Below are 13,891 nucleotides of genomic sequence, written 5' to 3'. Positions count from 1 at the left end.
GGACCGTGGCGAGATCCATGCGCCTGGGTGACCCCAATGGCCCCCCGGGTCCCACCCGGCGGCACGGGATGAAAGATGATCGCGGTGTGGCCGATGCGCACGAGGGTTCCGTGAAGCGGACCGGCGGCGGGCTGCCGCGCTGGACGCGGGCCGTCGCCTGCGTCGTCGCGGTGCTGAGCGTGCTGGTCCTCGCGCTGGCGGGTGCCGCCCGCAGCACGCTCCTGAGCAGGGCGTTCTACCAGGACGTGCTCGACGAGCAGAACTCCTACGAGCGGCTGTACGACGAGGTCCTCGTCGACCCCGCGTCCGGGCGTGCCATGCGCGATCTGCTCGGCAGGATCCCGGTGCCGCCCGCGCAGATCACCTCGAACCTGAAGAACGTGCTGCCGCCCGCGACCCTGCGCACCCTGGTCGACGAGCAGATCGGCCATGTCGTCGCGTACATGCGGGGCGAGGAGGCGACGCTCGGGCTCACCGTCGACGTCAAGCCGGTCCTGACGAACATCGGCAGCTTCGCCGAGATCTACCTCGGCGATCTGGTCGCCTCGGTCCAGGGCAAGCCCGCGCCCGACTTCCCCGCGTTCGTGCAGGGCCTCTCCGGGGCCATGGAGGACATCGCGGCGGGCCGCCGTCCCGACTCGCTGCCCGAGCTGCACCTCGACGAGAGTGCGGCGAAGTCGGCCGCCGACACACTGGTCGACGCCCTGCCCGAGTCCGTACGCCCGTCCCTGCGCCCGCAGGTGGAGGCGGCGCTCGCGACCGGCGACGTGGCGACCGCGCTTGCCGCGGTCGGTCCGCATCTGCTCGGTGAGCGGTCCGGGCGCGGCAGCGCAGATCTGGCCTCGATCACCGACGGCGGCCGCTGGCAGATCGTGCCCGACCTGGAGGCGGCGGGCGTCGACCTGGGCTCGGTCAAGGCGGCCAGGTCCTTCACCCGTCTCGTCCTCGGCGTGGTGCAGCCCGTCGCGCTGCTGCTCGGCCTCGCCGCGACGGCCCTGCTGGCGTTCACGGGTCCCGGGACCAGGACGGCACGGCTGCGTACGGTCGGCTGGACGCTCGCGGTCGGCGGGGCGCTGACCGCGGCCGTCTGCCTGCTGGCCCGCGGCGCGGCGGACGACCTCATGGCGGAGCCCGCGCCGGACTGGCCACCGTCCCTGAATCGACTTGTCGACGATCTTCAGCACACCGCGGCCGACGGTCTGGGCGCGGTCGGGCTGATCACCGCCGCCGTGCCGTTCCTCGCGGGGCTGCTCCTGATCGGCGGCACGCTGCTGTACGACCGGTTCGCGGCGCGGCGCACGGAGGGCTGGTCGACCCGGCGGCGCACCGGGGTCGCGGCGGCCGCGGGCGGACTCGCGGTGGCCGTGGCGCTCGCCGGTTCCGTGCTGGCCCCCGCCGTGGCGGGCAAGGACGCCAAGGACCTGTGCCTGGGCTCGGCGGCACTGTGCGACAAGCGGTACGACGAGGTCGCCTATCTCGCCACGCACAACTCCATGTCGACGACGGAGGACCGCTTCATCGGGCCGCTGCACGACCCCGACATCGTCGCCCAGCTCAACGCGGGGGCCCGGGGGCTGCTGATCGACACCTACACCTGGGAGACGCCCGAAGAGATCACCGAGCGTCTCCAGGAGGCCGACATCTCCGCGGAGATGAAGGAGCAGATCACCGATCTGGTCGCCAGGGCCAACCCGCCGCGCCCCGGACTGTGGCTGTGCCACGCGGTGTGCAGGGCGGGCGCGATCGGCCTGGTGGAGACGTTGCGGCAGATCGGCGGCTGGCTCGACGACCATCCCGGTGAAGTCGTCACCCTGGTCGTCCAGGACGCCATCACCGGGGAGCGGACCCGGGACGCCTTCCACGAGGCGGGCCTGGACCATCTGCTCTTCACTCCGGACCCCGACCCGGCGAAGCCGTGGCCGACGCTCGGTCAGATGGTGCGTTCCGACCGGCGGCTGGTGGTCTTCGCCGAGCAGGCCGACGGTCCCGCCCCCTGGTACCGCAACTTCTACCGGTACGGCATGGAGACGCCGTTCGCGTTCAAGAAGCCCGCGGAGATGTCCTGCGTCCCGCACCGGGGCGGCGACGACAAGCGGCTCTTCCTGCTCAACCACTTCATCACCGACGCGGGCGGCAGCCGCCTCGACGCCGCCGTGGTCAACACGCGTCAGTTCATCCTCGACCGGGTGCGCCGCTGCGAGGCGGAACGCGGACGCCCGGTGAACTTCGTCGCGGTCGACTTCGCGACGATCGGTGATGCGCTCGGCGCGGTCGACGCGCTCAACACCGAGCGGTCAGCGCGCCGCTGATCAGCGTCGTCACCGACTCCAGGTGCTCCGGCGGCGGCAGTTGCCGTGCCGTCAGCACCAGGGTGGCGTGCGGGGGCACGGGCACGTGCAGCCGGGTGGGCACGGGGGCCGGCTCGGTGAGGTGCAGCTCGACCTCCGCGCAGCCGAGCGCGGCGGCCGCGTGCTCGGCGACCGCCCGGATCACGCCGTCCGCCGTCCCTGCCGTGGCGAGCGCGACGATGAGCGCGTGCAGCCGGTCCAGCCTGCTCTGGGCGGCGGTCAGCGAGGTGGTGAGCACGTTGCGGTCCTCGGTGGCGCGGAAGCGGATCGTGCGCTCTCGTTCGAGGGCGCTGACGCGGTCCTTGAGGGTGACGAAGCGGTCTCCCGGGTCGATGCGGACGGCGCGCATCTGGACGGTCGGGACGGGCAGCCACTGGGCCCGCGCCCCGAAGCAGCGGCAGCGCAGCCGCATGCCGTCGAAGCCGTGCAGGGTGAGGCCCGCGGGCGTCGGATGACCGATGCGCAGCCACTGTCGTACGCACCGGTCGACGTCGTCGGCCGATTCGGAGACGAGTCCGCTCAGCGGCTTGCCGTCCTCGACTCCGGGCAGCAGCCGAACCGCCGACGGGTTCGCGGCGAGCACCTCCGCGTCGGCGGCGACGAGCAGCACGGGCTCGGTGAACAGGGCGGTGATCCTCCGGAACAGAGCGAGCTTGTCCTCGCGGATCACGGCATGTCGCCGTAGTACTCACGCCCGGTGTGCTGTTCCGATTCGCAGGGTGGACGCAGATGGACGACGACCCGGCAGCCCACGTCCCAGCGGGCGATGGTCTTCTCCAGCTCCACCCTGGCGTAGCCGAGGTTCTCCGCGGCGATGGTCCCGAAGATGTTCGACGTCATCATGCACATCGAGGGGCGGCCCATGACCTTCTCGCCGAACGGGCAGACCCGGTTGCCCAGGACGATGCGCCGCTCGTTCTCCTCGACGACGAAGAAGTCGCCACCGAGGCGTCTCTTGAGGTCGACCATGACCTGGGCGACCTGGGCGCGGTCGAGCCGGTCGACCGAAAGCGCCTTGGTGTACTGCCCGTTGATGTCGCCCCCGAGCGTCTGGCTGACCAGGCTGACGTACCCCGCCGCTTCCTCCAGGCCGACCACGTCCTCCAGGACGCGGGCGAGCTCCCGGATCAGGCTCCGCATGAACACGTCGCGGTCGAGAGCGATGACTGCTTCGGACGGTTCCACTGGAGCCCCCCCCCTCGTGCGAGCACCCCGGACCCGGGGTGCTCGCCTTGTGTGACTACAGGATTGCTCAATGTGACGCGAGATGTCGACCGGTTTCCTCCCATCCCGCCCCCTTGTGGGCCGACTTGGCGAGTCACCGCCCGTACGCCGGTATGCGTCTGCCGTGGCGGCCTTGTCGCAGGCTAGGTTGAGCGGCATGAGCAACCTTGACCGTCAGGCAGTCCCCTCGCTGTGCGGCGGACGCGGGTTCGTCGTCGCCGAGCCCGTGCGCGAACTCCTCAGCCCTCGCCGGGTCCAGCTCGGCGAGTCCACCGAAGTACGCAGGCTCCTGCCGAACCTGGGCCGCCGCATGATCGGCGCCTGGGCCTTCGTCGACCAGTACGGCCCCGACGACATCGCCGACGAGCCCGGCATGCAGGTGCCGCCGCATCCGCACATGGGTCTGCAGACCGTCAGCTGGCTGCACGAGGGCGAGGTGCTGCACCGCGACTCCACGGGGAGCCTGCAGACCATCCGCCCCCGCGAGCTCGGCCTGATGACGTCGGGCCGGGCGATCTCCCACTCGGAGGAGAGCCCCAAGTCCCACGCCCGCTTCCTGCACGGCGCGCAGCTGTGGGTCGCGCTGCCGGACGAGCACCGGCACACCGACCCCAAGTTCGAGCACCACGCCGAACTCCCGAAGGTCACCGCCGCGGGCCTCGACGCGACGGTCATCCTCGGCTCACTCGACGGCACGGAGTCACCCGGCACGGCGTACACCCCGATCGTCGGCGCCGACATCACGCTCACCGCGTCCACCGAGGCGCGACTCCCCCTGAACCCCGACTTCGAATACGGCGTGCTCGCCATGTCCGGCGAGGTCCACGTCGACGGCGTCCCCGTCCTCCCCGGCTCCATGCTCTACCTCGGCTGCGGCCGCACCGAACTCCCCCTGCGCGCGGCCTCCAACGCCGCCGTCATGCTCCTCGGCGGCGAGCCGTTCGACGAGGAATTGATCATGTGGTGGAACTTCGTGGGCCGTACGCAGGAGGAGATCGAGCAGGCGCGGACGGACTGGATGACGGGGGGCCGATTCGGTGAGGTGAAGGGCTACGACGGGGGGCCGCTGGCTGCGCCCTCCCTACCCTCCGCGCCGTTGAAGCCACGGGGGCGGGTGCGGTGAGCTGGGGATATGGGTGAGTGACTGAGCCGGGTGGCGGGCCAGAGCTGACGTATGGGCAGCCCCCCGGGGAGGAGCCTGAGGATGCGGCTGGATCCGGCGACCAAGACCTATGTCGCCCGCCGCGTGGCCGTCACGGGATGACCTGGCCGAGCGCCCGGTACGGATTCACCGCTGTGCGGGGCCGCAGCGAGCCGGTGGCGCCGGGAGGTGTTCATGAACGGGCGAGCTGCTCCAGGCGCTGGTGCAGGTGCTCGACGTAGGACTCGGATTCGGGCTTCATCAGCACGCTGCGCAGGATGCGCGCGTCGTCGGCGTCCGCGGTGATCTCCGGGTGTCGGGCGGTGAAGCGCTCGGCGCCGACACGGAGGGTGCTGAGGAAGACCGGGTCCTGGCTGTCGGTCATCCCTTCCTGCAGGATGCGGTCGCTGGCCGCGTCGATCTGCGAGAGGGTGCGCCCTGCGGTGACCGGGAAGTAGCTGACGATGTCGAGCTGCGGGGGCTGGTAGAGCTCCAGGTACTCGGAGCGCTCGATCAGTTCCGCCCAGCGCACCGCCGCGCGCCGGCCGGCCGCCAGCGCCTGGCCCAGCCCCTTGCGCGTGGGCGGCAGCAGTTGGAACGTGAGCCACAGCGCGGCAGCCGCCGCACCCGCCCGCGAGCACTCCAGGCTGATCTCGCCCAGGTGCAGTTCGTCGGAGGTGAAGTAGGTGTACGGCGAGTCGTGCAGGAAGAACCGGCCGACGGAGGGGTCGCGGAAGAGGACGGCGCCGCAGCCGTAGGGTTGCAGACCGTGCTTGTGCGGGTCCACCACGATGGAGTCGGCCTGGGAGACGGCCTGCCAGGGGTCCGCGGGCAGGCCCTCGGGGCCGTCCGTACCTGCCAGCAGGATGAAGAATCCGCCGTAGGCGGCGTCGACGTGGATGCGCACGCCGTAGCGCTCGCGCAGTTCCAGCGCTTCGTGGACCGGCTCGATGGCGCCGAGTCCGGTGGTACCGGCGGTGAGGACGACCGTGCCGACCTTGCCGCCGCGCAGCAGCTCCTCCAGCGCGTCGAGGTCCATGCGGCCGAGGTCGTCGGTGGGGACGGGGAAGCCCTCCATCCCGAGGACGCCGCACATGCGGCCGTGCGTGTAATGCGCCTCGGTGCTGTAGGCGACGCCCTTGTCCGGGTGCAGTTCGCGGGCGACGAAGAGAGATTCGAGGTTGGCTATGGTGCCGCTGGTGGTCAGGTGCCCCAGGTGGGCGCCGTAGCCGAACATCGTGGCGAGCTGCTGGACCACCTCGCGCTCCATCGCGGCGGTGGCCGGTCCGCCGTCCAGGGCGTGGTTGTTGGGGTTGATCAGCATCGCGGTCAGATAGCCGACCACGGCTGCCGGGTGCGGCGGCTTGAGCATCTGGCCGGCGTAGCGAGGATGGCCGAAGGGGTAGTTGTCCTTCAGCCGCTCGGTGAAGACCTGGAACGCGGCGCCGAACCGGCTGTCGTCGACGGCCAGTGCCGGGTGCTGCTCGAAGGGGCCGAAGGTCTTCGCCCAGTCGGCGTTCGACGCGACCGCCTCGGCCAGCCACTTGGTCAGATCCATGTCGACGCTCCTCGGTGATCTCGCGAGTCGGTGCGGTTCGGGCTCGGCGCTCGGGCGGGCGGATGCCGGGGAACTCCCGGTCGCCGCCCTTGGGGAGGGACGATCGCACCCTTGTGGGAATTGAGGGAGGAGGTCGGCTTGTGGAAGTAGGTGGGAGTGGCCGAAAGATTGATCCCGAACTCGTCCACCCGGCTGTGTGATTGAGATGGACTGCAATCGCCTTGGCCGACCGGCGGCAGATGCTGGGCGTCCTCCATCCTGACGCGGCGGCCGTCTCCGGCGACCAGTTCGTCGCCGTCGGCGGTGACCTGGACGGCGGCACCGTCGAAGAGGATGCGGCGTTACTCAGGCATGGTGAGACTCCTAGGTACGGCTGAGCGAAGAGCCGGCGGAGGGGACGCCGACAAGCCGGTTCGGCTCCAGCCGTCGGCACCTCGCCGCCTACACGTTCCAGCGGTCAGCGCGATGCGTACTCGACATAGAGAGGGGTCGCCGGAATGCTGCCGAAGTCATCGACTGCGAGGATCCGCGCAAGTCCCGCGAGTCGTACGGGTGGTGTCCACCCTTCGCCATGCGGCGCAGGCGCCTCCATCTCACACAATTGCGTTACGGCCGAGAGAGCACGGTCCGTGGAGCCGCGCGTGGAGAGGTCTCCGATCGCTGCGCGACCGGGGACCCCGCATCGCAGGGCGCGGACGGCGGAGCGGCATCGGCACTTCCTCCTCGCACATGGATGCCCAACATTCCCGGCCAGCGGTAGCCACTGCTGCAGCCGGCACACGGTCCTTCCCGTGTCCCCGAACCGTCGGACCAACGGCCCTGGCCCCAACTCGTGTTCGGGCGGGCGACTCCCAAGAGCGCTCAGGAAATCGCAGTTGTCGCTCAGCATGAACGCCCAACGGAAGTCAAGCCAGAGCCGCTGCCCATGAACCGGCCGGTCGAGATCGCGAACGGGTGGAGGTCAGCCCATGTCCTTACTCAGGACGCGCTGCGTGTTCCCGCCGAGGATCCTGAGGATGTCGTCCTCGGCGAGCCCCCTGCGGAGAAGTGCTTCGGTGACCAGCGGCATCCCAGACGGGCCTTCCAGGCCGGGGAAGTCGAACATGGGGTCCTCGTCGTCGAGGTTCTCGCAGCAGGGCGGGATGACGTCGTTCATGACCTCGCGGACGAAGTCCGAGCCGAGCCCGAAGGATCTCCGTGCACGCGGCGATCACGACCTGCGCACCCGCCTCTTTGAGCGCCACGGCAGCCGAGGCGATCTGCTGCTCCGGCACGGCACCATCGGCTCCGGCCTTGACCGCGCGGATCGCCGGATCGACGTACGCGCTCTGGATACGGCCGGAAACCTGGAGCACGTCGATACCCATCCGGGCACCGGCACGCTCGTACAGGCCGGCCGATCGCGTCCCCCGTGTGGAGAGGATCCCCACCCGCGTCACAACAGCCGGCACAGGCGAAGGGCCCCGGCCCAGCAGCGCTGCGGTCCGGTCCGGGACCGCCGGGTCGGCCCACATCAGCACCGGCAGATGCCCTTGGTCGGAGTCGGCAGGGGTACGTGAGATGAGCCTGCGGTAGAAGTCGGCCGTGGCCATCGGGCCCATCCCGCCGAGAATTCCCAGAGCGGGGCGAACATGCGTCAGTTCGGGCGAAGACGCGATCATGGGAGCGGTCAAGAAGAACGGCCTCTCAGGTATCAACGACGTTGAGGAGATCATGGGCCGCTTCGTCGCGCGTGAGTTCGTCCCGCAGACCAAAAACAAGTGCTCCGCTTGTAGCGGCTGTCTGGGGCCGACTCCACGAGGGGATCATGCTCCGGCTCGGCAGCGCTGACCTCCTCGGCCTCTCACGTGCTCTCAGGAACCCTCACTGCCGCCCCCACCTGCTGGAAGAAGCTCGCGATTCTGTTCACTCATCGCGGTGGCCAGGGTGGAGGAGATGTGGGCCAGTGCGGGGTCGGCAGCGATAAAGAACGTTTCGATGCCGGCCAGCTCGCGATTCATGCGGGCCATCGGCATTTCGTAGTCGAGGTCGGCAACGCCGCGGACTCCGCGGATGACGACGTCGATTCCGACACGGCGGCAGTAGTCGACCAGCAGGCCGCCGGTGTGGGAGTCGACCGTGACGTTAGTCAAGCCAGTCGCTGCCGCGCGGAGCCGCTCCAGCCGTTCCGTGATGAGGAGGCGGCCGGTCTTGTTCGGATTGAACATCACGCACACGACGACCTCGTCGAACAGGAGGGCAGCGCGCCGGAGTATGTCCTGGTGCCCTTGAGTGACCGGGTCGAAGGATCCTGGGAAGAGGGCTCGCATGATCAGAGAGGGTAACAAGCGTCCGTCCCCGGTAGGAAAGTGCCAGGGCAGCCGACCACCAAGATAGGGATCCAGACCGATCTTGTCCGGATGGATGGACGCACGCCAGCACGCCCTCGCGGGTATAGCGGTGCCCGTTCTCCGGGTGGAACGGCTCCCATGAGGGCCAGCTGTAGACCACGAACTGCCCGCGCGGGTACAGGAGGGTCGCCCTATCCCGTGCAACAACGTAGGGAAGTCTGAGCGCGGCAGTCTTCAGAACTGCCCTGGTACATCGCCGCCGTTGCCGAGGATGTCGGCGTGGGCGCGGCGGAGTTCGGCATGCCGCCGGGTCACACGGACCTCTTCCAGCACGGGGATCATCTGGGGTGCATCTCCCCACTGCCCAGGCGTGATCACGAACCCGAGCGGGCGGCGCCCGTCCTCTCCAACAAGGTGGATCTTGCTTACGAGGCCACCTCGCGAGCGTCCCAGGGCCTCATCCGGGTGGTGACGCGCCGGGCTCTTGCGCCGTCCCGGGATCTTCGGGGCGCGGGTGGAAGCGCCAGCCGCATGCTGATGAGCGCGGCAGGTCGTGGAATCGGCGCTGACCATGCTCCAGGCGATCCGGCCCTCGGCGTCGGCGTCGGTCTGCCAACATCCACCCCGCCCGCGATTCCTTGGCAACTGCGGCTCCAGCAGGGCCCACTCTTTATCCGAAAGATCTCCCTGCTCCATGCCCCATCCATGCCCCACGCAACGAGTCCCCAGCAGCAGCGTCACACGACCCATCGGACACGCCCTAGCGGGCAGGTGGACTGTGATCACAGCGCCGGCGCTACCGAAGAGGGCTTGGGAATTGCGGCTGTTGGGTGGATGGGGGTTGGGTGGATGGGGGTTGGGTGGATGAGGGTCGGGTGGATGGGGGTTGGGTAATCCGGCGGGTCATGAGCGTGATCCGCGGCGAGCGTGAGCATCACTTCGGAGTGCTCGGCCCCCGATCTCGTAGTCGCGCACGTTGCGACGCGCATGCAGCAGCCACGCCGGTGAGCTCTCCACCACCCAGCGCCTCGGGAAAATCACGAAGCCCCTGGCAGCCTTCGGCCTGCTCACAGTCTTGATCGTCAGGTGGAGGAAGGACTTGGCCCAGGCGACGAATGTGCCCGCGTAGGCCAAGTCAGCCCAGAGGATGGTGATTTCGGGGTGCACCAGCCGCGGCCGGAAGAGCGCTTCACGCGCCGCAACGCCGTCGTGCCTGTCAGCCGGAGTGACCATCACGAACAGGGGAGGCCCTTGAGGTCCACGATGATGTGCCGATTCCGCCCCGGCGCCCTTTTTCGGCGTCATAGCCGGACGTGGAGCGCGGGACGGTGGCGGCGACATTCACGGACTGCGAGCCGATCACCGCTGCCACTAGGTGCGATGACGTACCCATTAGGCGCTCACCCTCTTCGCGCGAGCCGTCAAGGCATCGCGCAGGACGCCATCGGCCTGAATCCTCGCCGTAGCGCAGGCCGGCCCACTTCGTCACCCCGCCGCCCCCGCTCCGATTCCTCCCCCGTCAGGGCCGCTACGGCGCCACACTCTTCCTGTGGATGCAGGCTTGGCAGCAGTACTCGGGGCGTTGGCAGGCGGGATCGGAACGATCCTGGCCGGCATAGCCACCGGCTGGGCCACGCGGGAGCAGGCCAGGATCACAGCCAGAGCGGAGCACCGGCGCCTCAGACACAGCCCCAGAGAGGAGGCGTACAAGGCGTTCATCAGCGCGGCCGGGGCTCTTCGCGATCATGCGCTCCCCATGTTCTTCGGCCTTGAGGAAATGTATGGCAGGCCGACCCTCGACGAGGAGTTCCTTCGCGAAGCCCAGAGCCACATGCGAGGCGTTCTCGCAGCGTGGCTAACAGTGAATCTCGCCGGGCCACGAAGCGTGCAGGAGGCCGCGTCCGATGTGTACGACTGCTCCATGAAGCTCACGAGCCAAGGCGCGGCGATCTGGGTCCACTGCAAGGACGACGCCCTCCGAAACCAGGTCGACAGGCTCGAATTCGAAGCGCACCACATGGTGGTCCAGCTGAATGACCTCATCAACACGTTCACCGAACACGCCCAACAGGTATTGGACGACGACGGCACGGTCTGAAAAGACGTGCCACTCCAGAGCAGCGGCAGCTACTCGACCGGATCCTCGTCAGCATGCCGGGCATGAGGATCAGACGTGTATCTGGCGTACGAGCTGCCGCCGGTGCCGGGCCCTAGGGTTCGAGGGCCTTGCGGGCCTGGACGAGGAACTCCTCCGTGGCCAGCCCGAGCTTGTTCAGCTCGTCGCCTGAGGGGCCGGTGCGCCGTTCCGGATCGCCGAGGTCGTTGACGTTCATTCGCAGCGTCAGCGCCCTGTTCATGACCTCCTGTGCCGCGTTCATGACCTCGTCGGGGCCTTCGAGGCGGATCAGAGGGTACGCGCCGGCGAGTTTGCGGTAGGCGTCCGACAGCTGCATCTGCCAGTCCGGCCCGTATTTCTCTTCTCCGGGGGCGGAGAAGAATCCGTTCGCTCCGTGAGGGTAGGCGGAGGCGTCGAAGTCGTGGGCGGCGGCGAGGAACGTGGCGTAGGCGTCGCGGCGTTTGTCGCGGCGCTGGGTGTGGGCCTGGTGACGGCGCGCGCCGCGGGCGGTGATGGTGGCGGCGGTGATGGCGCCAGCGGAACCGGCTATGACGCCGATGACGGTCAAGATCCCTTGGTCCATGCGGGGAGCGTAGCCGGGGTGTTGGGGCTGTACGGATGCTCTGATCTGTACGCGGTCGCCGTACGGTTTCGACCACTCGTCGTGGTCCGAGGTCGGTACGAGGACGGGTGCCGGGAAGCGGGGCACCATCGCGGCGACGAGTGCGTCGATGGCGTACTTGTGGCTGTGCAGGCCGCCGGCGTCGCTCGGCAGCTGCACCGCGGTGAGGCAATTCGCGGTGCGCAGCGCGGACTTCGGCCTCGCTCAGCGGCTCGTGCTCGGCCCCGCGCTGGGGTGCGCCCGCCCAACCGCAGGTCAGGACAGCTGTGGCGGAGTTCCACTTCAGCGTGTCGCGGGTGACATGACGTCAGCTCGCAGGACGGCCAAATGTCCGGGCCGGATGGGGTCGGTCCCCATCCGCAGACAGCCCTACAGCGGGCGGCGGGTGTTCGGTGAGGCGTCGGTGGGAAGTGGTTCGCAGCCATCGGCGCGCAGACCGTCGAGGGAGATGCGCAGCAGCCTGTTCCACATGTGCGAGTCGCGCTTGTCGGTGACCTGGACGGCGTGGCCCAGTGAGACCAGCAGTAGCAATAGATCGTCGGTGGTCACACCGGGGCGCAGCGAGTCCGCGGCGCGGGTGCACAGTTCCTCGACTACGAGGCGAAGTTGATGGATGCCTTCCAGTTCGGAATCCGACCAGGTCAGCGCGAAATTTTCCATGATCGCGCTGTGCCGTGCGTACCCGGTCAGAGCCTGCTCGTAGAAGTCGGTCAGCGCCGCCCAGGGGTCCTTGGCGTCGATCGCCGCCTCGCGCGCGGATTCCGCCCACTTCGAGAAGTCCTGGTGCAGGACCGTGCGGACGAGGTCTTCCTTCTTCGGGAAGTGCCGGTAGAGGGTGCCCATGCCCACTCCGCTGCGGCGGGCGATTTCGCGTACGTCCACCGCGGTGCCCTGCTCGGCCAGCACCTGGGACGCGGCCTCGATGATCGATTCCCGGTTGAGGGCCGCGTCCGCGCGCGGAGCGCGGCGCCGGGTTGTGCCTTCTGATCCAGCTACTGCCATGTGGCCAGCATACCCCCTTATGCGGAGCATGCGCTCCGCTTTGTGTTACGTTGAGGAGCAGATGCTCCGGATAGCGAAGGGAGCGCCATGCTGGACCGCCCACAACCACCAACGGAGCCAGGGCCCTTACCGTCGCCGGTTGGAACAACCGCATCGTCGCTGAGTTCCGGGCGGACGCCGGGTGCGCGCCCCGGGTGGCGAGGCGGAGTTCGCCCCGGGCCACCCCGTCCCACACCCTCTTCGAAGGAATAACCACCATGACTGCAGCCACAGAATCCGGCCCCGTCCGAGAGCTCCATGACCGTGCCGCCATCACCGAGTTGATCTACACCGTCGCTCGCGCCATGGATTCCCGCGACTGGGACCTGCTCGCGACCTGCTACGCCCCGGAAGCCGTGGGCGACTACATGAACGCCGACGTCGATGGCCGTGAGGCGATCATCGCAGGGACCAAGGCATTTCTTGCGCCCCTTGACGTCACCCAGCACCTCGTGGGAAACCTTCAAATCGCCGTCGAATCCGACACCGCCTCCACGCATGCCACCTTCATCGCTCAGCATGTGCGCGCACAAGCGAGCGGCAGCGGGCAGTACATCCTCGGTGGCCACTACGACGACAACCTCCGCCGAACGGACGAAGGCTGGAAAATCACCAGGCGTCAGATCCGAGGAATCTGGGACAACGGCGACGCCTCGGTGGTGACCATACCCGTTACGTAGCGGGCCTGATCGCACCGTCAGGACGTATTGCTACGACCACAACCAGGCCCTTCAGCCAGTGAGGGACGTATGCCCCAACTCGCTCTGTACACATTCGGCACCCTGAAGTCACCCATGAACGATCCCGAAGAACGTCTTACACGGGAGTTCCATGCACATGGTGCGGAGATTTACCAGGACTTCCACCAGGACCCTGGATTCATCGCTCAGGCGCTACCGGCAGACGGCAGCCAAGGCACACTGTTCGACTACGACTGGGGCGAATGGGGGCATTTCACTGTTCCGGCCTGGTACGAGAAAGGCCGCACTGAAGAAACCCTCGCCCTGATAGCGACCCTCTCACTCTGGACCGACCTGCGATCCGCTTACTACGCCGTCTACAGCGGTCCGCACCGTACGGCACTCAAAAGGCGTTACGACTGGTTCGAGAAGACGGGACACCCGGGTTATGTGTTCTGGTGGGTCGCGGACGGTAAGACACCCACCTGGCAGGACGGGGTCACCAGGCTGGAACACCTTCACGAGAACGGCTACGCACCGGACGCCTTCACCTTCAAGGACTCGTTCGATGCGGAAGGAACACCGACCACGCCCCAAGGCATCGAACCGAGGAGCGACGTGCCCAATCCCGCCTCGCGTACACGCAATTGAGCGTACGCGAGGTGGCGTCCACACCCAGATGACAGTTGATGGGCGCGCGGTTCGGTGAGGTGAGCCGGGCTGGGACCGGGCCCTCTGTGACGACCCCCGACTCCATGGCACACGGCGTGGCTTCGACGGCGCGCAACGAGGCTTTGCGCGGGCAGGACGACCTCAAGCCGTGGAAGGTCC

At 68.4% G+C, this 13,891-nt stretch carries 11 protein-coding genes and 5 pseudogenes; 5 read left to right on the top strand and 11 right to left on the bottom strand.

The genetic code is table 11. The features are described from left to right. The first annotated feature begins 86 nt into the window (after positions 1–86). The gene (locus ACIO9J_RS22065; RefSeq protein WP_402002015.1) at positions 87–2,309 is read left to right on the top strand and encodes a hypothetical protein; all 2,223 of its coding nucleotides are present in this window, start codon (positions 87–89) and stop codon (positions 2,307–2,309) included. Here ACIO9J_RS22065 and ACIO9J_RS22060 read toward each other — a convergent pair. Both ACIO9J_RS22060 and ACIO9J_RS22055 read right to left on the bottom strand, forming a co-directional pair. Then, positions 2,281–3,018 carry a hypothetical protein gene (locus ACIO9J_RS22060; protein WP_402002012.1) on the bottom strand — a complete coding sequence of 246 codons (738 nt, stop codon included), beginning with the start codon at positions 3,016–3,018 and terminating at the stop codon, positions 2,281–2,283. The genes ACIO9J_RS22065 and ACIO9J_RS22060 overlap by 29 nt on opposite strands. Beyond that, a complete protein-coding gene (locus ACIO9J_RS22055; RefSeq protein ID WP_402002009.1) occupies positions 3,015–3,533 on the bottom strand; it encodes a methanogen output domain 1-containing protein in 519 nt (172 codons plus the stop codon). Before ACIO9J_RS22055 ends, ACIO9J_RS22060 begins: the two co-directional genes overlap by 4 nt. Positions 3,534–3,729: 196 nt before the next feature. On the opposite strand from ACIO9J_RS22055, the gene ACIO9J_RS22050 reads away from it, so the two are divergent. Continuing rightward, complete coding sequence (locus tag ACIO9J_RS22050; protein ID WP_402002006.1) at positions 3,730–4,695, top strand: pirin family protein; 966 nt, start codon at positions 3,730–3,732, stop codon at positions 4,693–4,695. A gap of 211 nt (positions 4,696–4,906) precedes the next feature. On the opposite strand, the gene ACIO9J_RS22045 is transcribed toward ACIO9J_RS22050, so the two are convergent. The 7 genes and pseudogenes from ACIO9J_RS22045 to ACIO9J_RS22015 all read right to left on the bottom strand — a co-directional run bounded on the left by ACIO9J_RS22045 (position 4,907) and on the right by ACIO9J_RS22015 (position 9,906). After that, positions 4,907–6,271 carry a pyridoxal phosphate-dependent decarboxylase family protein gene (locus tag ACIO9J_RS22045; protein WP_402002004.1) on the bottom strand — a complete coding sequence of 455 codons (1,365 nt, stop codon included), beginning with the start codon at positions 6,269–6,271 and terminating at the stop codon, positions 4,907–4,909. Between the two features lie 86 nt (positions 6,272–6,357). Beyond that, positions 6,358–6,606: pseudogene (locus ACIO9J_RS22040) on the bottom strand (FAA hydrolase family protein); the annotation flags it as partial. Positions 6,607–7,232: 626 nt separating this feature from the next. Further along, positions 7,233–7,445 (bottom strand): annotated as a pseudogene (locus ACIO9J_RS22035) (membrane dipeptidase); the annotation flags it as partial. A 25-nt stretch (positions 7,446–7,470) separates the two neighbouring features. After that, a pseudogene (locus ACIO9J_RS22030) lies at positions 7,471–7,785 on the bottom strand (aspartate/glutamate racemase family protein); the annotation flags it as partial. Between the two features lie 339 nt (positions 7,786–8,124). Further along, on the bottom strand, positions 8,125–8,580 hold the full coding sequence (gene coaD, locus ACIO9J_RS22025) for a pantetheine-phosphate adenylyltransferase (protein ID WP_402002001.1): 456 nt from the start codon (positions 8,578–8,580) through the stop codon (positions 8,125–8,127). A 333-nt stretch (positions 8,581–8,913) separates the two neighbouring features. After that, positions 8,914–9,297 (bottom strand): annotated as a pseudogene (locus ACIO9J_RS22020) (IS5/IS1182 family transposase); the annotation flags it as partial. A 207-nt stretch (positions 9,298–9,504) separates the two neighbouring features. Then, positions 9,505–9,906, bottom strand: coding sequence for a transposase (locus ACIO9J_RS22015; protein ID WP_402001998.1), 402 nt, complete (start codon positions 9,904–9,906; stop codon positions 9,505–9,507). A gap of 256 nt (positions 9,907–10,162) precedes the next feature. On the opposite strand from ACIO9J_RS22015, the gene ACIO9J_RS22010 reads away from it, so the two are divergent. Beyond that, positions 10,163–10,699, top strand: coding sequence for a hypothetical protein (locus tag ACIO9J_RS22010; RefSeq protein WP_402001995.1), 537 nt, complete (start codon positions 10,163–10,165; stop codon positions 10,697–10,699). Positions 10,700–11,339: 640 nt separating this feature from the next. Here ACIO9J_RS22010 and ACIO9J_RS22005 read toward each other — a convergent pair. Beyond that, positions 11,340–11,507, bottom strand: a pseudogene (locus ACIO9J_RS22005) (DNA-binding protein); the annotation flags it as partial. 201 nt (positions 11,508–11,708) lie between these two features. After that, the gene (locus ACIO9J_RS22000) at positions 11,709–12,341 is read right to left on the bottom strand and encodes a TetR/AcrR family transcriptional regulator (protein WP_402001992.1); all 633 of its coding nucleotides are present in this window, start codon (positions 12,339–12,341) and stop codon (positions 11,709–11,711) included. Between the two features lie 257 nt (positions 12,342–12,598). Between ACIO9J_RS22000 and ACIO9J_RS21995 the strand changes: the two genes are divergently transcribed. Further along, the gene (locus ACIO9J_RS21995) at positions 12,599–13,060 is read left to right on the top strand and encodes a nuclear transport factor 2 family protein (RefSeq protein WP_402001990.1); all 462 of its coding nucleotides are present in this window, start codon (positions 12,599–12,601) and stop codon (positions 13,058–13,060) included. Positions 13,061–13,129: 69 nt separating this feature from the next. Further along, a complete protein-coding gene (locus tag ACIO9J_RS21990; protein ID WP_402001987.1) occupies positions 13,130–13,711 on the top strand; it encodes a DUF3291 domain-containing protein in 582 nt (193 codons plus the stop codon). Positions 13,712–13,891 lie beyond the last annotated feature (180 nt).

Origin of the sequence: Streptomyces sp. NPDC087300 (assembly GCF_044744425.1) — a bacterium.
GTDB lineage: Bacteria > Actinomycetota > Actinomycetes > Streptomycetales > Streptomycetaceae > Streptomyces.
The sequence above is the reverse complement of the archived record's forward strand: the minus strand, read 5'-3'. Positions and strand labels throughout refer to the sequence as shown.